This window comes from Allosphingosinicella sp. (genome assembly GCF_036403745.1).
Taxonomy (GTDB): domain Bacteria; phylum Pseudomonadota; class Alphaproteobacteria; order Sphingomonadales; family Sphingomonadaceae; genus Allosphingosinicella.
Genome location: NZ_DASWQI010000017.1, coordinates 1 through 16,020, shown reverse-complemented (window position 1 = coordinate 16,020; position 16,020 = coordinate 1). Strand labels below are relative to the sequence as shown.

The 16,020-nt window shown below is 69.5% G+C and carries 19 protein-coding genes; 13 read left to right on the top strand and 6 right to left on the bottom strand.

What is annotated here, in order from left to right; all coding sequences use genetic code 11:
* Nucleotides 1-18: 18 nt before the first annotated feature.
* Entirely contained in the window at nt 19-1,218 is a 1,200-nt protein-coding gene (locus VGC56_RS02430) for a glycerate kinase type-2 family protein (protein ID WP_464123009.1), read from the top strand.
* On the opposite strand, the gene VGC56_RS02425 is transcribed toward VGC56_RS02430, so the two are convergent.
* Entirely contained in the window at nt 1,200-2,063 is an 864-nt protein-coding gene (locus VGC56_RS02425) for a 2OG-Fe(II) oxygenase (RefSeq protein ID WP_464123007.1), read from the bottom strand. The genes VGC56_RS02430 and VGC56_RS02425 overlap by 19 nt on opposite strands.
* A 79-nt stretch (nt 2,064-2,142) precedes the next feature.
* Here VGC56_RS02425 and VGC56_RS02420 point away from each other — a divergent pair, with 79 nt between their 5' ends.
* The 7 genes from VGC56_RS02420 to VGC56_RS02390 all read left to right on the top strand — a co-directional run bounded on the left by VGC56_RS02420 (nt 2,143) and on the right by VGC56_RS02390 (nt 8,905).
* Nucleotides 2,143-2,532: a PaaI family thioesterase gene (locus VGC56_RS02420; protein ID WP_464123005.1), complete on the top strand. Its 390-nt coding sequence runs from the start codon at nt 2,143-2,145 to the stop codon at nt 2,530-2,532.
* Complete coding sequence (locus tag VGC56_RS02415; RefSeq protein ID WP_464123003.1) at nt 2,529-3,476, top strand: cation diffusion facilitator family transporter; 948 nt, start codon at nt 2,529-2,531, stop codon at nt 3,474-3,476. Before VGC56_RS02420 ends, VGC56_RS02415 begins: the two co-directional genes overlap by 4 nt.
* A gap of 52 nt (nt 3,477-3,528) precedes the next feature.
* Nucleotides 3,529-4,863 (top strand): hypothetical protein, encoded by a 1,335-nt coding sequence (locus tag VGC56_RS02410; RefSeq protein WP_464123001.1) that lies wholly within the window; start codon nt 3,529-3,531, stop codon nt 4,861-4,863.
* A gap of 59 nt (nt 4,864-4,922) precedes the next feature.
* The gene (locus VGC56_RS02405) at nt 4,923-6,197 is read left to right on the top strand and encodes a Xaa-Pro dipeptidase (RefSeq protein WP_464122999.1); all 1,275 of its coding nucleotides are present in this window, start codon (nt 4,923-4,925) and stop codon (nt 6,195-6,197) included.
* A gap of 62 nt (nt 6,198-6,259) precedes the next feature.
* A complete protein-coding gene (locus tag VGC56_RS02400; RefSeq protein ID WP_464122997.1) occupies nt 6,260-8,041 on the top strand; it encodes a hypothetical protein in 1,782 nt (593 codons plus the stop codon).
* An 82-nt stretch (nt 8,042-8,123) separates the two neighbouring features.
* On the top strand, nt 8,124-8,459 hold the full coding sequence (locus tag VGC56_RS02395) for a DUF3140 domain-containing protein (protein WP_464122995.1): 336 nt from the start codon (nt 8,124-8,126) through the stop codon (nt 8,457-8,459).
* A 44-nt stretch (nt 8,460-8,503) separates the two neighbouring features.
* On the top strand, nt 8,504-8,905 hold the full coding sequence (locus tag VGC56_RS02390) for a cupin domain-containing protein (protein WP_464122993.1): 402 nt from the start codon (nt 8,504-8,506) through the stop codon (nt 8,903-8,905).
* 10 nt (nt 8,906-8,915) lie between these two features.
* On the opposite strand, the gene VGC56_RS02385 is transcribed toward VGC56_RS02390, so the two are convergent.
* The gene (locus tag VGC56_RS02385; RefSeq protein ID WP_464122992.1) at nt 8,916-9,323 is read right to left on the bottom strand and encodes an EVE domain-containing protein; all 408 of its coding nucleotides are present in this window, start codon (nt 9,321-9,323) and stop codon (nt 8,916-8,918) included.
* Nucleotides 9,324-9,387: 64 nt separating this feature from the next.
* On the opposite strand from VGC56_RS02385, the gene VGC56_RS02380 reads away from it, so the two are divergent.
* A complete protein-coding gene (locus VGC56_RS02380) occupies nt 9,388-9,909 on the top strand; it encodes a hypothetical protein (RefSeq protein WP_464122990.1) in 522 nt (173 codons plus the stop codon).
* Between the two features lie 257 nt (nt 9,910-10,166).
* The gene (locus tag VGC56_RS02375; RefSeq protein ID WP_464122988.1) at nt 10,167-10,793 is read left to right on the top strand and encodes a cell wall hydrolase; all 627 of its coding nucleotides are present in this window, start codon (nt 10,167-10,169) and stop codon (nt 10,791-10,793) included.
* On the opposite strand, the gene VGC56_RS02370 is transcribed toward VGC56_RS02375, so the two are convergent.
* The gene (locus VGC56_RS02370) at nt 10,784-11,359 is read right to left on the bottom strand and encodes an alpha-ketoglutarate-dependent dioxygenase AlkB (protein ID WP_464122986.1); all 576 of its coding nucleotides are present in this window, start codon (nt 11,357-11,359) and stop codon (nt 10,784-10,786) included. The genes VGC56_RS02375 and VGC56_RS02370 overlap by 10 nt on opposite strands.
* 92 nt (nt 11,360-11,451) lie before the next feature.
* On the opposite strand from VGC56_RS02370, the gene VGC56_RS02365 reads away from it, so the two are divergent.
* Nucleotides 11,452-12,309: a PilZ domain-containing protein gene (locus VGC56_RS02365; RefSeq protein ID WP_464122984.1), complete on the top strand. Its 858-nt coding sequence runs from the start codon at nt 11,452-11,454 to the stop codon at nt 12,307-12,309.
* Between the two features lie 4 nt (nt 12,310-12,313).
* Here VGC56_RS02365 and VGC56_RS02360 read toward each other — a convergent pair whose 3' ends face one another.
* A complete protein-coding gene (locus VGC56_RS02360) occupies nt 12,314-12,778 on the bottom strand; it encodes a DUF3592 domain-containing protein (protein WP_464122982.1) in 465 nt (154 codons plus the stop codon).
* 79 nt (nt 12,779-12,857) lie between these two features.
* Here VGC56_RS02360 and VGC56_RS02355 point away from each other — a divergent pair, with 79 nt between their 5' ends.
* Nucleotides 12,858-13,952: an alpha/beta fold hydrolase gene (locus VGC56_RS02355; RefSeq protein ID WP_464122979.1), complete on the top strand. Its 1,095-nt coding sequence runs from the start codon at nt 12,858-12,860 to the stop codon at nt 13,950-13,952.
* A 133-nt stretch (nt 13,953-14,085) separates the two neighbouring features.
* Here VGC56_RS02355 and VGC56_RS02350 read toward each other — a convergent pair whose 3' ends face one another.
* Nucleotides 14,086-14,535, bottom strand: a complete 450-nt coding sequence (locus VGC56_RS02350; protein ID WP_464122977.1) for a YybH family protein — start codon at nt 14,533-14,535, stop codon at nt 14,086-14,088.
* 87 nt (nt 14,536-14,622) lie between these two features.
* Between VGC56_RS02350 and VGC56_RS02345 the strand changes: the two genes are divergently transcribed.
* The gene (locus VGC56_RS02345) at nt 14,623-15,015 is read left to right on the top strand and encodes a hypothetical protein (RefSeq protein ID WP_464122976.1); all 393 of its coding nucleotides are present in this window, start codon (nt 14,623-14,625) and stop codon (nt 15,013-15,015) included.
* Nucleotides 15,016-15,140: 125 nt separating this feature from the next.
* On the opposite strand, the gene VGC56_RS02340 is transcribed toward VGC56_RS02345, so the two are convergent.
* Nucleotides 15,141-16,020, bottom strand: an 880-nt coding sequence (locus tag VGC56_RS02340) for a 3-hydroxyacyl-CoA dehydrogenase (protein ID WP_464122975.1), incomplete at its 5' end; no start/stop codon positions are given.

Here is a 16,020-nt window from a genome sequence, read left to right as displayed (position 1 = left end):
CAGCATAACTCAACTGCAATGGTAGAGAAAGCGCTTATTTCCATCTGGCGAGCGGGGGTGGCGGCGTGCCTGCCGAGGCGGGTAGTGCCCCCGCACCTGCCTGAGCCGCCGAAGGGGCGGACGATCGTTCTGGCGCTGGGCAAGGCGGCGGTGCCGATGACGCGGGCGGTCGAGCAGGCGTGGCGGGGGCCGCTGGAGGGGCTGGCCGTCGCGCCGCACGGGGAGACGGGACGGCTTCAGGGAATCGACATCGTGACGGCGGGACATCCCGTGCCCGACGCCGGGAGCGTCGCCGCGGGCGAGCGGCTGCTGCGCCTGGCCGGGAGTGCCGGTCCGGACGACCTCGTCCTCGTGCTGCTGTCGGGCGGGGCGTCGTCGCTCGCCTGCCTGCCGGGCGAGGGGCTGACGCTGGAGGCGAAGCGGCGGGTGACGGAAAGCCTGCTGCGCTCCGGCGCCGACATCACGAAGATCAACTGCGTGCGGCGCCACGTCTCGCGGATCAAGGGGGGCAGGCTCGCCCTCGCCGCCGCGCCCGCGCGGGTGGTCACGCTGGCAATTTCGGATGTGATCGGGGATCGGCCCGAAGATATCGGCTCGGGTCCGACGGCGGGCGATGCCACAATAGTGACAGAGGCGCGCGCGATCCTCGCCGCTCTCGGCATCGAGGCGCCTGACGTGGGCTGGTCGGAGACTCCCAAGTCAGTGCCCGGCGGCTATCGCATCGTCGCATGCGCTGCGGACGCCCTGGCGGCGGCGGGCGCGGAGGCGGAGCGGCTCGGCTACCGCCCCCGCCTGTTCGAATGCGATGGCGAGGCGCGGCGGGTCGCGGCGGAGCATGCGCGGATGGCGCGGGCGATGGCGCCGGGGGAGGCGCTGATCAGCGGTGGCGAGCTGACCGTGACCGTCACCGGCCCGGGCCGCGGCGGGCCGAACCAGGAATATGCCCTCGCCGCCGCCATCGGGCTCCAAGGAACGCGCGGCCTCTCCGGCCTGGCGGGAGACACGGACGGGATCGACGGCAATGCCGATGCGGCGGCGGCCTTCTTCGACGGAGAAACCGCGGGCCCCGGCGCGCAAGCGGCGCTCGACGCCAACGACAGCTACGCCTTCCTCGACAGCCGCAATGCCCTGTTCCGCACCGGCCTCACAGGGACCAACGTCAACGACCTGCGCATCATCCTGTGCGGCCCGCCTGCCGCTCAGCGCGGATCGGAATAGTCGAAGGGCCGCTCCCGGATCCAGCGGCTCGCCAGCCATTTCTCGCCGCCGCGCACCGGCAGGCCGGCATGGGCGGAGGCCGGATCCTGGCGGCCGTCGGCGCCGGTATTGCGGAACAGGATTGCGTCGCCGGGCGCCCCGGAAAGGGCGAGCTTGGTGGCCGGAAAATAGGTCTTCCCGCCCTCGAACCCCTCGTTGAGCCAGACCAGCATGGTGAGGATGCGCTGGTTCCTGAAGCCCGGGATGGCGTCGCAATGGACGCGATATTCGCCGCCGACATCGTAGCGCAGCACCTGCAGCGGCTCGCCCTGCTCCGGCGCCGTCCCGCTCGCCGCGGCGATGCGGCGGTTGAGGGCGTGGGTGGCGGGATATTCGAGCATGACGTTGAAGCCCGCGGCGTGGGAGGTGCGCTGCGGATCGGGCCGCTGCTTGCCGCTCACCGGGTCGACCACCACCGAGGGCGTAAGGAGCGGTGCCGCGGCGTTGCGCAGGTAGGTGCATTCCGCCGCCGTGAAGAGGGCGGGGAAGCGGATCACATGCGGCTGCTCCGAGACCGGCTCCGGCGCCGGCAGGCTTTGCGGTTCGCCCTCCTCGGTGAGGTCCATCGCCTCGATCGCCGCGATCTCCACCGCCCAGCGCCCGCCTCCCGCGGCGAGGGTCCTCACGCGCTCGAGTACGCCGGGCCAGTCACGCGGTCCGCCGACGCCGGCGGCGAGGAAGTTGGTGTGCACCACCTCGGCGCGCCGGTCGCCCGCCGCAGCAGCGCGGGCGAAGAGCTGGCGCGCTTCGGCCGCGTCGCCGGCGTGGAGGCGGCCAAGAGCTTCGTCGAACAGGTTCGCGCTCATCGCCGCTCTTTGGCGCGGCTGCGCGGCGGGCGCAAACACGCTTTGCGGAATAGCAGACGCGCCTGTAACGCGTCGGTCGATGACCCCCCTCCCCCCTTATGCCGAACTGCTGGGCCTGCGCGCAGAGCGGCGCGACGGCGAGCTGCTGTGGATCATGCCGTTTGCCGACGTGGTCGTCGGCCGGCCCGGCTTCCTCCACGGCGGGGCGATTGCCGGCCTCCTCGAATTCGCGGCACTCGGCACCGTGCAGGAGGTGCTTGCCGAAGGCGTCAGCGTGAAGCCGGTCAACATCAGCGTCGATTTCTTGCGCGGCGGCAAGGATCGCGAGACCTACGCCGCCGCCATCGTCACCCGGCTCGGCAAGCGCGTCGCCAATGTCGAGGCCCATGCCTGGCAGCAGGACCGCGCCGCGCCGATCGCCACCGCCCGGATGAACCTCGTCGTGCGGCGCAGTGTTGAGGCGGCATGAGCGCCAAGGCCGAGAACAACCGCACCTTGATCATCGCGCTGGCGGCGAACCTCGGCATCGCGCTCGCCAAGTTCGGCGCGGCGGCGGTGACGGGCTCGTCGGCGATGCTGACCGAAGGGGTGCACAGCCTCGTCGACAGCGCCAACCAGCTGCTGCTCATTTGGGGCCGCCGCCAGTCGCGCAAGCCGCCGGACCGCAAGCACCCGTTCGGCTACGGCCGCGAACTCTATTTCTGGAGCTTCGTCGTCGCCCTGCTCGTCTTCGCGCTGGGCGCGGGCGTGTCGGTCTACGAAGGCATCGTCCACATCCGCCACCCGGAACCGGCAGTGTCGCCGCTCATCGCCTATGGGGTGCTGCTGGTGTCGTTCCTGCTCGAGGGTGGGTCCACCGTCGCGGCGTTCAAGGAATTCCGGGAGGCCAAGGGCGAGCTTGGCTGGTTCGCGGCGGTACGCGAGTCGAAGGACCCGCCGACCTTCATCGTCCTGCTCGAGAACGGCGCGGCGATGGCGGGCATCCTCGCCGCGGCGATCGGCCTCGGGCTCAGCCAATGGACGCACAATCCGTTCTTCGACGGCGCGGCGTCGATCGTCATCGGCCTGATCCTCGGCATGACCGCGACGTTGCTCGCCAAGGAATCGAAGGCGTTGCTGATCGGCGAGGCGGCGGATCCGGAGCTGGTCGAGGGCATTCGGGCAGCGGCGGCGGCGCACAAGGGCATATCCGGCGTAGGCGTGGTGCTCACCGTCCACTCGGCGCCGGACCAGGTGACGGCGATGCTGAGCGCGGACTTCGTCGACACGATCAGCGCCGGCGAGGTGGAGCGCATCGTCGCGGACATCGAGGCGGAGGTGGCGCGGCGCTGGCCGCAGGTGCGCCGGATGTTCATCCGCCCCGAGCAGGGCGCCGCGCAGATCCGCCAGGCGCTCCTCGACGATGAAGCCTAAAGGCGCCGGGCACGCGGCCGCGGCCGCATGTGCCCTAGCCGCATCGCTTGCTTTGTTCTGGCCGGGGACCGCGCTGTTCGACAGCGTCGAGCAATATCGCCAGGCGGTCAGCGGAATCGTGGCCGACTGGCACCCGCCGGTGATGGCGCGGCTGTGGGGCGCGCTGGCACGGGTGTGGCCGGGAACCGGTCCGATGCTGGTGCTGCAGCTGGGGCTCTACTGGATTGGGCTGGGGCTGCTGGCGACGGCGCTGGCGCGGCGGGGACGGCGCGCAGCCGGATGGGCGGTTCTGGTGGTCGGGACCGCGCCGATCCTGTCCTGCTGGATGGGCGCCATCCTCAAGGACGCGCAGTTGCTCGGCGCCCTCGCCGCGGCAACCGGGATAGCCGCGTGGCACCCGCTCTCGGAGCAGCGGCGGCCCGCATGGGCGACGGCTGCAATCCTCATCCTCCTCCTCTACGCGACCCTGGTCCGCGCCAATGCCGTGTTCGCGACTGCGCCGCTGGCCCTCGCGCTGCTGGGATGGCCGAGGTTGCACAAGGTGCGCTGGCGGGTAGCGGCGTGCCTAGCCCTGATCGTCGGCGTGATCCTCCTCACCCCGCTGGCGAACCACCGCCTCTTCGGCGCCGAGCGGGAGGGGCCGGAGAACAGCCTGCTCCTCTACGACATCGCCGGCACCAGCATCCGCGCCGGCACCGACTCCGCGGGCGTGAGCGCGGCGAAGTGGCGGGCGCTGGCGGCGGGGGGCTGCTATTCGCCGCTCGAGTGGGACGCTTTCTCGGAGCCTGGCCGGTGCACGATCGGCGCCGGGCTCGCCGCGCAGCCGGAGACGCCGCCGCTCTACGGGATCTGGAGGCAGACGATTGCGCGCCACCCCATCGCCTACGCCGCGCACCGGCTCGCCCACTTCAACCTGACGATGCGCTTCCTCGCCGGGACGAACGAGCCGCGGGCGGTGGCGCCGGTCGATTCGGAGCCGAACCGCCTGGGCATCGGCGCCGAGCCGTCGGCCATCGAGCGGGCATGGCAGGAATCCGGGCTGCTGTGGGCGGCGACACCGCTGGCGTGGCCAATCCTGTGGCTGGGGCTGGCGGCGGTAGGGCTGTGGGCGTCGCGGTCGGCGCCCGAGACGCCGGAGCGTCGGCTCGCCCAAGCGCTGCTCCTCTCCGCCTGCTGCGGGGGCCTCAGCTATGCGGTGGTGAGCGTCGCGCCGGACCTGCGCTACCATCTGTGGACCATCCTCGCCTCCGGGCTGGGACTGGTGCTGCTGGCCTGCACGGGCGGGATCGCGCGGCGGCATCTTGCCGTCGGCGGGGCGGTTATCGGCGTAGTGATCGTCACGGGAACGGCGGCGCGGCTGCTGCTGCCCGCCTTCACCGTGTCGTGAACGATTGAAGCGCCGCGCGTGCCGTTGCATGACGCTGCCGGGACTAAGAGGGGACAGACATGAAGCTCGCCATCGCATTCGCCGCCGCCGCTCTTGCCGCCGCGCCGGCCGCCGCGGACACCGTCGTCGTCACTGCCGCCCATATGGTGGACGTGCTCGCCGGGCGGACGGTGGACGAGCCGGTGATCGTCATCACCGACGGCCGCATCGTCTCGGTGACGGGGCGCGGCGGGGCGCGGCCGAACATTCCAGCCGGCGCGCGGCGGATCGACCTGCCGGGCCGCACCCTCGTCCCCGGCCTCATCGACATGCATGTCCACCTGACCTCGCTGGCCGAGATCGGCGGCTATCGCGGCTTTGAATATACCGACAGCTTCTGGACCGCGGTCGGCTCGGCCAATGCCGCCAAGACCCTGCGCGCCGGCTTCACCACCGTCCGCAACGTCGGCGCCGACGCCTTCCAGGACGTCGGCCTCCGCCAGGCCATCGACGGCGGCTGGCTGCAGGGCCCGCGCATGGTCACCGCCGGCTACGCGATCGGCGCGACGGGCGGCCATTGCGACGAGAGCAAGCTGCCGCCCTCCTACGACCGCAAGGAGGTGAACATCGTCAGCGGCCCCGAAGAGGCGCGGGCGAAAGTGCGGTGGCTGCACAAATATGGCGCGCAGGTGATCAAGATCTGCGCCACCGGCGGCGTCTTCTCGCACGGCGACGCAGTCGGCGCGCAGCAGCTCACCTTCGAGGAGATGAAGGCGATCGCGGAGGAGGCGCACATGCTCGGCCTCAAGGTCGCCGCCCATGCTCATGGCGACGAGGGCATCCGCGCCGCGATCCTCGCCGGCATCGACACCATCGAGCATTGCAGCCTGGCCAGCGACGCCACCATCGCCCTCGCCGCCCAGCACCGCACCTGGTTCGACATGGACATCTACAATGACGACTACATCCTCGCCACCGGCACCGCCAACGGCACGGAGCAGGCGAGCATCGACAAGGAGAGGATGATCGGGCGGCTGCAGCGGGAGACCTTCCGCAAGGCGGTCCGCGCGGGCGTGCCGATGCTGTTCGGCACCGATGCAGGCGTCTATCCGCACGGCGACAATGGCCGCCAGTTCGCCAAGATGGTCGAATGGGGCATGACGCCGCTGCAGGCGCTCCAGGCGGCTACCCGCAGCGCCGCGGTTGCCCTCGGGCGCGAAGCCGACGTCGGCGCGATCGCCCCGGGCCGCTACGGCGACATCGTCGCGGTGGCCGGCGATCCTCTCCAGGACGTAAGGGTGCTCGAACATCCCGACACCGTCATCAAGGGCGGCGCGGTCGTGAAGCGGGACTGAGCGGCCTTGCGGAACGGCCCGGGCTTTGGTCTAATCGCCGCCTCGCAAAGCCGGAGGCCGACATGCCTGGGACGCTCTTGCCATTGCTGGCGCTGCTGGCCGGCTCCGCCACCGTCACGCCGCCGCGCGACCCGGGCCTCGCCGGCCCGCCCATCCTCGTCACCGGTCAGCGGCTGAAGCCGGGCGAGAAGCCGCCGGAGATGAGCGGCTGGCGCCTCGCCGAGACCGAGCACGTCCTCGTCTACTCGAAGGGCAGCGACGGCGAGGTCGCGCGCACCGCCGCCGGGCTCGAGCGGCTCCACTTCCTGCTGTCGGTCCTCCTGAACCGGATCGACAAGCCGGACGACACGCTGAAGCTGCGCGTCTTCCTGATCGGCGACACCGCCGATTTCGAGCAGCTCCACCTCGGCCATGCGCGGTACCAGCAGGGGCCCTTTCCGCGCGCCTTTCCCACCGACCTCTATTACGATCCGCGCGACGACGGCGCCGTGATCGCGACGCCGCTGGTGCCGGACAGGATCCAGATCCAGCGCGGCCAGGATATCGCCAGCCTCGACCTCACCAGCAACGACGGGAGCGGGACTACGCATTTGTTCGCCGGACCCAACGGCGCCGTCGCCCACGGCGTCAAGGTCAACGAGGTCGCCTCCACCCGAAGCGCAGAGTCCGGGCTCTACGCGGCCTTTGCGCGCCACTACCTCCTCACCTATTTCCCGGCGGCCTACCCGCGCTGGTACCTCGAAGGGTTCGGCGAGATTTTCGCGACCGCCGACATGTCGAAGGACGGGCGGATCGAATATGGCCGCTCGCCGGACAATTATTGGGCGGCGATCGAGGATTTCGGCGGCTATCCGCTGAAGGATCTGCTCGACGGCCGCTACCTCCACGGGAAGACGTCACAGACCGGCTGGACGCCGTTCCATGCCTGGGCGCTCGCCCACCTCCTCTTCTTCTCGGACGAATGGAAGGCGCCGCTCCACGCCTATCTCGCCGCCGTCGCGCGCGGCGCGCCTGCGCAACAGGCGGCGGCGGCACTGGGCCCGACCGACACGCTCCAGAAGAGCTGGCGCTATTATCACGGTCGCAGGGTGCCGTACGAAGTGCTGAGCTATCCGGCCGGCCGCTTCGGCGATCCGGTGGTCCGGCGCCTGACCATGGAGGAAGCGGACTATGTGAAGGGGCGGCTGGTGCTCGGCGGGCGGACGGAGATTCCCGCCGGCCCGGATGCCGACTCGACGCCGGCCGAGGCCGAGCGGCTGACGGCGGAGCGGACGGCGACGCTCGAGCGGCGGCAGCGCTGGCTCGCGGAGACGCGCGAGGCGGCGGCCAAGGCGCCCGACAAGGTGGCGCCGCAGCTCCTCCTCGCCGAAGGGGAGTGCCGCAGCGGCGAGGCGCAAGCCTGCGCCGCGGCCGCGCGCACGGCGCTCGCCGCCGCGCCGGCCAACCGCATCGCCCTCGCCTGGAACGGAGCGGGCGCGCTGGAGACGGCGCTGGCCGCGCCCGCCGACGCGCGTGCCCCGGCGCTAGGCGCCGCCCGCCGCGAGATCGCCCGCGCCAACCGCGCCGACACCGAAGCGACGGTGCCGCTCCTCTCTTATTATGCGAGCTACGCCGACGCCGGCGAAGCGGCGCCGCCGGCGGCCCTGGCGGGCCTGCTCAAGGCCGACGACAGCGTTCCCGCCTCCCCCGCCATCGGGCTGCGCGTCGGCGAGGCGCTTGCCGCGCGCGGCGACCGCGACGGGGCGCGGCGCGCGCTGCTGCCGATCGCCGCGGGGGCCTATGCCTCGCCGGAGCGGGACAAGGCGCGGGCGCTGCTTGCAGGCCTTCCGGGGCCGGCACGGTAGGCGGAGCGGCTGAGGCTGGCTCGATCTGTGTGATCGGGTTTTTTCATTACGTCGGCGGCTCCGGCGCGCGTAGGGCGGTCGCATGCCGGCACCCGATCCACGCGCCATAAAAGAGGCCTTCTCCGTCGCCGTGAACATGGATGCGGAGGAGATCGAAGAATGGCTGGAGACGCCGGAGAGCCGGCGCGTCGGCTTCCGCAAGGAGGGCGCGACGGAATCGGTCGGCCACGCTTCGGGGCGCCGGATCGCCGTCATCCTGCGCACCCCGGAACCGGAACGCGAGGCGGACGATTACGCGCACATGCGGCGGGTTGTCGGATTCATCCGGCGCCACCGCGCGCAGGAGCCGGCCAACCCCGTCACCTCGCGCTGGCGCTATTCGCTGATGAACTGGGGCTGCGACCCCCTCAAGGACTGATGGCTGAAGGACTGACGGCTGACGGACTAAAAGGAGCGAGAGCGATGAAGGGCTATTGCGACAATATCGAAGCGCGGACGGTGGAGAATGACGATTTCCGCCGCGTCCTCTACACCGGCAAGAACCTCCAGCTGGTGCTGATGACGCTCCAGCCGGGCGAGGAGATCGGCGAGGAGGTGCACGAGGACCGCGACCAGTTCTTCCGCATCGAGGAAGGCGCCGGCACGGTCTATATCGACGGCGTCGGCAACGAGGTGGAGGACGATTTCGCGGTGATCGTCCCAGCCGGCGCGCGCCACAACGTCGTCAACACCGGTGGCGCGCCCTTGCGGCTCTACACCATCTACGCCCCGCCCGAGCATAAGGACGGCACCGTTCACAAGGACAAGGCGCAGGCCGAGCGCGACCATGACAACGACCATTGGGACGGCGAGACCAGCGAGTAAGCGCGGGCCTTCAGGGCTTCTCCGCCGCGAGGTCCAGGATCGCCGCCCATTCCTCATCGCGGACCGGCGACACGGAGAGCCGCGACTGGCGGAGCATCTCGAGGGCGGCGAGGCGCGGGTCGGCCTTCATCTGCTTGAGCGTGACCGCCCTTCCCAGCGGCCGCACCGGCTCGACGCGGACCGAAACCCAGTCGGCATTGCCCGGATCCGGCGCGGCGGCCCGAGCGATTCGGAGGATGCCGACGGCGGCCTTGTCGGCGCCGCTATGGTAGAGAAAGGCTTCGTCGCCGACCTGCATCGCCTTCAGGTGCAGCCGGGCCGCCGGATTGCGGACGCCGTCCCACTCGGTGCCGCCTTCGCGGACCAGATCGTCCCAACCGTAGCTCCCCGGCTCCGACTTCATCAGCCAATGCCCCATCGCCCGCTCCTCCCGTTGCGCGGAGCGTAGATTTTTTCGCGGGCGCGCGCCACAAGAGGGAGAGATGCGCCGCCTTCCCCTCCTCGCCGCCTTCCTCCTCGCCGCCTGCGGCCAGCCGGTGCCGAAGGGCAATGGCGGCGCCGAGACAAGCCAGGCGCTGCCCGACATCGTCACCCCCGAGCCCGTCGCCGTTGCGATCGGTGAACTGGGGCCGACGCTGGAGGCCTGCCCGGCCGCCGGGACGACGAGCCATGTCGAGGCGGGCGGGAAGCTGTCGGTGCGCGCCGCGCCCTTCGACAATGCCCCGGAAACCGGCGCGGTCGCTTCGGGCGCGCGCTTCTTCGTGTGCACGCGCTCGCTCGATCAGAAATGGTTCGGCGTGGTCTATGACGAAGCCGGCACCCTCGCCGCGCGCTGCGGCGTAGGGGAGCCGGTGGCGAGCCGCCGCAGCTATTCGGGACCGTGCAAATCGGGCTGGGTTTCCAGCGCCTTGGTCAAGCTCACGGCAGGCGATCCGCCCGCGCCGGCCGATTCGAACCCGGTGGCTCCGCCCGCCGAGCGGCAGGCCGTGCCGAAAAGTGGCTGAAAAAACACGCTGTTTCAAAAAGTTCCGCGGTTCCGTACTTTTTTCTTCGCCGTATCCCTGACGCCACACGACTCGTCGCGCGAATCGCCTGCGGTGGTTGTTTCCGGACCGCCATTCCATCATTTGCCGCTCAGCACTTGAGCGAGAGCGGGGGCCCGCGGCGATAAGCCGGACGGCGGCACGCGAGACGGGGGGCGATCGGGGATGCGGTTCTCGCATCCGGGGGATCGGGCACCCGCATTTGAAAAAGAGAGTCGATGACCCGGACCCTTCGGGCGGCGGAGCTTTCCGCCGCGACGGTCGCTTTGTTTGCGGCCGTGAGCTTTGCTGCGCCCTCCCTCGCCGACACGGGCGGTCCGCTCCCGGGCCAGCAGCCGGCGGCGCGGACCGGCTACCTCGCCGCCATCTACGACAAGGGGATGGCCGCCTTGGGCTACGACGCGGCCATGCCCGCCGCCGCGCCGGTCAAGACGCTGCTCGAATTGGTCGACGAGCATGAAGCGCCCGCCGCCGCCGACGGCGAGCAGGACTGCCTCGCCAAGGCCGTCTATTTCGAGAGCCGCGGAGAGCCGATCGAGGGGCAGCTCGCGGTCGCCGAAGTGGTGATGAACCGCGCTGCCTCGGGCCGCTATCCCACCGGCCTGTGCGACGTCATCACCCAGAAGGCGCAATTCTCGTTCATCCGCAACGGCCGCTTCCCGACGCCGGACGAGGCGTCCGAAGCGTGGCGCAAGGCCGTCGCCATCGCCAGGATCGCCAGCGACAAACTGGTCTCGACGCTCCCCGCCGACGTCCTCTGGTACCATGCCGACTATGTCGCGCCCTCCTGGGGCAAGCGCCTCACCCGCACCGCCCAGATCGGGCTCCACATCTTCTACAGCTGAGCCTTCATCGTCCGGAAGGTGATCGAGTAGCGCAGCACGTCCATCGCCGGGATGCTGTGCTCCCACTCGATGCGCGCCGGGCCGGTGAGGAGATAGGCGCTGCGCGGTTCGACGATGCGCGCGTGGCGCTGCCACTTCGCGCCGGCCTTGCGGCGGAAGCGGAGGCGGGCGGGGGCGAGCAGCGACATACCGACGACATCGCCGAAGACGGAGCGGTCGCGGTGCCAGCCGATCGCGGCACCGGGCTCGTATTCGGTGAGGAGGACATGCTCCAGCGCCTCCGGCTCGAAACCCGCCCAACGCGCAGCGGCGGCGCGCGCCGGCAGGAGCCAACCGGGGATCGGCTCGGCCACCTGCAGCCCGCTGCCGTCGAAGACGTAGCGCCAGCCGTAGCTGTGGGTGCGGCGCTTGCCCTCGAAGCCGTGGAAGGCGAAGGTGCGGAACGGCACGTCCTTCAGCTGCGCGACGAGTTCCGCCTCATCCGCGCGGGACAGCAGCTCCGGCGTGTAGCGAAAGCCCTCGGGACCCCCTTCCAACGCGAACAGGCCGGGCTGCGAAACACTCATAGATCAAGCAAGTCCTTCGTTAGGCTAACAATTCCGAAACCCTTTTCGGGCAAAGGCGACGCAACGACAAACCATCTCGGGGTGGGGCAGAAATGCACGAATTAAGGTCCACGATCCTTTCGGGCGAGCAGAAGGGCGTCGTTGCCCGCAAGGCGAAGAGGGAAGCGCCGCAGATGGGCGGCCTCACCAAGATCGCCATCAAGCGGCAGGAAACCCGCATCACCAACCAGCGGCTCGAGGACCGGCACCGCAACGTCATCGAGGAAGCGGACATCGTCTTCCGCCGCAAACGGCTTCGCGCCGGGGTGATCAACGTCTCGTCGCGCGGTGCGATGCTCGCCACCGACGTCGAGCCGCGGATCGGCGAGAAGATCGACATCCTCTTCACGCCTGCCAACAAGACCAGGTGCGCGGTGCGCTGGGTGCGTGAGGGGCGGGTCGGTATCGAGTTCCTCGACGAGACGATCTTTTGGGAAACCGAGGGCGCGACCTTCCGCTACGAACCGGCGACGCCGGCCGAGCAGGCGGAGGAGCCCGCCGAGGAAGCGAGCCCCTATCACCTGCGCGAGGCGCGGCAGCGGCTGATGCGCTCGGGCACGCTCAACTGGGGCGGCGTGTCGATCCCGGTGCGGCTTCGCAACATCTCCGGCGGAGGCGCCCAGCTGGAGAGCGAGCGCACGCTTCAGCCCGGCTCCGAGGTCGAGCTCGACCTCGGGGAGGCCGGCTGCAAGGCGGCCGAGATCCGCTGGTCGAAGGACGGCCAGGTCGGCCTGCGCTTCTTCGAGGATTTCGACTTCGAGAGCCTGGCGGCGCAGAGCCACCCGGCCGAGCGTTCGCCCGAAGTGTTGAAGCCGGCGTGGCTCGAGACCGAACTCGACCCGGATTCGCCCTGGGCGGCGCGATTCGAGCGGCTGACGCTGACCGAGCTGCGCAGCCTCGACAAGGGCTGACCGGTCAGACCGAGGCGGCGATCGCGATCCCGACGATGACGAAGATGAAACCGGCCGCCGCCATAACGAGGTAGAGCGGACCCGGCTTCTTCGTCTCCAACACGCACTCCTCGGGCCGCTCGGGATTGTAGCGTACCAGTGGGGCAGTCCCGACCGCATAAGGCGCGAGGGCCGCTTCGGCCTTTTTGTGGCTCGAGCTGCGGTAATTGCCGAAGCGCAGCCGCGTCCCCTGCAGCTCGCGCCCGCCGATCGTGTAGCCGTAGGTCACCACGGGATTGTACCAGGTCGAGCCATTGCCATCGCTGTCGGATGATTCCTCGACGTCGACGCGGCAGGAGACGACGCGGCCGGAAACAATAGGCCAGCTCTCCGCCGCTTTGGCCTTGTCCACGGCGCGCTTATGGATCCAGGCGAACCCCGCAACCCAGATGAGCCCGATCAGGATCAGCGCGACAGCCATCATGTTCATGTCTATTTCCCCCTGTTGCGTGCTTATTCAGCATTGCGAGGGCCGGGCAGTAAAGCCCGGTTTTCATGAGAGGAGGGGCATGATGCGCGTCATTTCCGGACTGATCGCGGCCACGGCGATCGCGCTCGCCGCCGCGCCCGCCGCGGCCCAGGCGCCCGATTATGCGGCGCGGCTTCACGACGCCGATGTCGTGCTCAGGGACTTCCGCTTCGCGGACGGGGAGCGGCTGCCGGATTTGCGCATCCACTACGCAACCCTCGGCACGCCGCACCGCGGGGCGGACGGCGAGATCGACAATGCGGTGATGGTCCTCCACGGCACCGGCGGCACCGGGCGCCAGTTCCTCGCGCCGCAATTCGCCAACGACCTGTACGGGCCGGGCCAGCCGCTCGACATCGGCCGCTACTACGTCATCCTCCCGGACGGGATCGGCCACGGCAAATCGGCGAAGCCCTCGGACGGGCTGCACATGCGGTTTCCGAAATACGATTATGCCGACATGGTCGAGGCACAGCGGCGGATGCTGGTCGAGGGGCTGGGCGTGAAGCGGCTGCGGCTGCTGATGGGCACGTCGATGGGCTGCATGCACGGCTTCGTCTGGGCCGAGACCCACCCCGATTTCACGCGCGCGATCATGCCGATGGCCTGCCTGCCGACGGAGATTGCCGGGCACAACCGGATGTGGCGCGACGCCGCCATCAAGGGCATCGAGGCCGACCCGGCCTGGGCGGGCGGCGAGTATCGCAGCCAGCCCGTGCAGGGGCTGCGCACGGCGGTGAGCCTGCTGCAGGTCGCCGGCTTCGCGCCGCTCTATCTCCAGAAGGCCTATTCCACGCGCGCCGCCGCCGATGCCTATATCGAGGAGCGGATCGCCAAGGACCTGCCGACGCGCGACGCCAACGACCTCATCTACCAGCTCGACGCGTCGCGGACCTACAATCCGTGGGCGCAGCTGGAGCGGATTCGGGTGCCGGTGACCTGGGTGAACAGCGAGGACGATTTCATCAACCCGCCCTTCTACGGCATCGCCGAGGAGGCGGCGCGGCGGATGAAGACGGGGCGCTACATCCTGGTGCGCGCCACGAGCGACACGCGCGGGCACGGGACGCATACCTGGGCCAAATTCTGGCGCCAGGAGCTGGTGGATCTGCTGGCGAAGACGGAGCGTCCCTAGATCCTCCCCGGGACGGAGAGGGGGACCGGCGCCGTCAGGCGGTGGTGGAGGGGGGTCGGAGCAGACGCTGCCGAGGCGAGGCGCCCCCTCCACTATGCTTCGCATGGTCCCCCTCCCCGTCTCGGGGAGGATCTCATTCCTCCGCGCTCACATGGTTGAGGGCGATGACCCAGCGCCCCTTCACCTTGCGCATCAACCGCGTGTTGATGCCCTGCTGGGGCTTGCCGCCGCCTTCGAGGCGGTAGCGGCTGATCAATTGCGCCGCATCCGGGGCGAGCAGCTCCACCCGGACGTCCCAGAAATGGAGATGGCCGCGGCGGGCGGGATCGCCGCCATAGTCGCGGATGTAATGGTCGAGCGTCCCCTGCCAGCCCTGCTGGAAGCGGCCCTTCGACACGAACACCACGTCGGGGTTCTTGAAAGCCGCCATATAGCCCCGGAAGTCGCCGCGGTTCCACGACGCCTCCATCTCCACGACGACCTTGCGGATCGCCGCCTCCTCCGCCTGTCGCGGTGCAGCCGCGATGGGCGAAGTTGCTGAAACAGCGAGGAAAAGTGCGGCTGTGGCGTGATAACGGGTCATATGCCCCTCAGGATGCGACGGACGGATGAACGCTGCCGCCCCTCGTGCGTTGAGGAGGCCGAGCGGTTCACGACAGGAGTATATGTCATGACGAGCGTTTTGAAGAAAACGATCATGGGTCTCGGCGTCGCCGCTACCCTCGTCGCAACGGCGAGCCCCGCCGATGCGCAATATCGGCGTCACTATCGCGGCTATCGCCACGACAATACCGGAGCCGCGATCGGCGCCGGCATCCTCGGCCTCGGCATCGGCGCGGCGATCGCGTCGAGCAACCGCAGCCGCTATTACGACCCCTATTATGGCGGGTACAGCAGCGGCTACGGCTATTCCGATCCCTATTATGGCAGCTATGGCGGCTACGGCGCCTATAGCGGCTACAACAATTATTACGGCGACGGTTACGGCTACGGCTATCGCTGCACGACCCACCGTCAGTGGGATCCGTACTGGCGCCGCTGGGTCCGCGTCCGCACCTGCTAATTCGGATGGGGACAGTCTAATTGACTGTCCCCATTGCGGCGTCTGGACGGGGACAGCCAGATAGGCTGTCCCGTCCGTCGGCGTGGTCAGAGCGGGGACAGTCAAAGACTGTCCCCGGAGCCTGCTTAGCGCGTGAACTTCTCTCCGGCTTCGGCGTTGCGGACCAGGAGGTCCGACAAAGTGAAGTCGCCCCCCAGGCGTGCCTGCTGGGCCCGGAGGCCCTCGACGATCTTCGCGAGGCCTTCCGTGTCGGCCCAGAACATCGGGCCGCCGCGATAGACCGGCCAGCCGTAGCCGTAGACCCAGACGACGTCGATGTCGCTGGCGCGCTGGGCCATGCCTTCCTCGAGGATCTTCGAGGCTTCGTTGACCATCGTGTAGAGCGTGCGCTCGATGATCTCCTGGTCGGAGATAGCGCGCGGCGTCACACCTTCGTTCGCACGGAACTGGTCGATGATCTCGGCGACCTTCGGGCTCGGCGAGGGGCGCCGCTTTTCGTCATAATCGTAGAAGCCGGCGCCCTTCTTCTGGCCCCAGCGCCCCTCGGCGGCGAGCGCGTCGCGGATATTCTCGATCCGGGTCGGGTCGCGGTGCCAGCCGATGTCGACGCCGGCGAGATCGGACATCTGGAACGGCCCCATCGGCATTCCGAAATCGACATGGACCTTGTCGATCTGCTGCGGGGTCGCGCCCTCGAGCAGCAACTTCATCGCCTCGACCTGGCGCGGCATCAGCATGCGGTTGCCGATGAAGCCGTGGAAGACCCCGGCCACCACCGCGACCTTCTTGATGCGCTTGGCGAGCTGCATCGCGGTGACCAGAACGTCGGGCGCGGTCTTGGCGCCGCGCACCACTTCGAGCAATTTCATCACGTTCGCCGGCGAGAAGAAATGGAGCCCGAGCACGTCCTGCGGCCGCGAGGTCGAGGCGGCGATCTCGTCGATGTTCAGATAGGAGGTGTTGGAGGCGAGGATGGCGCCCGGCTTGGCGATCCTGTCGAGCTTG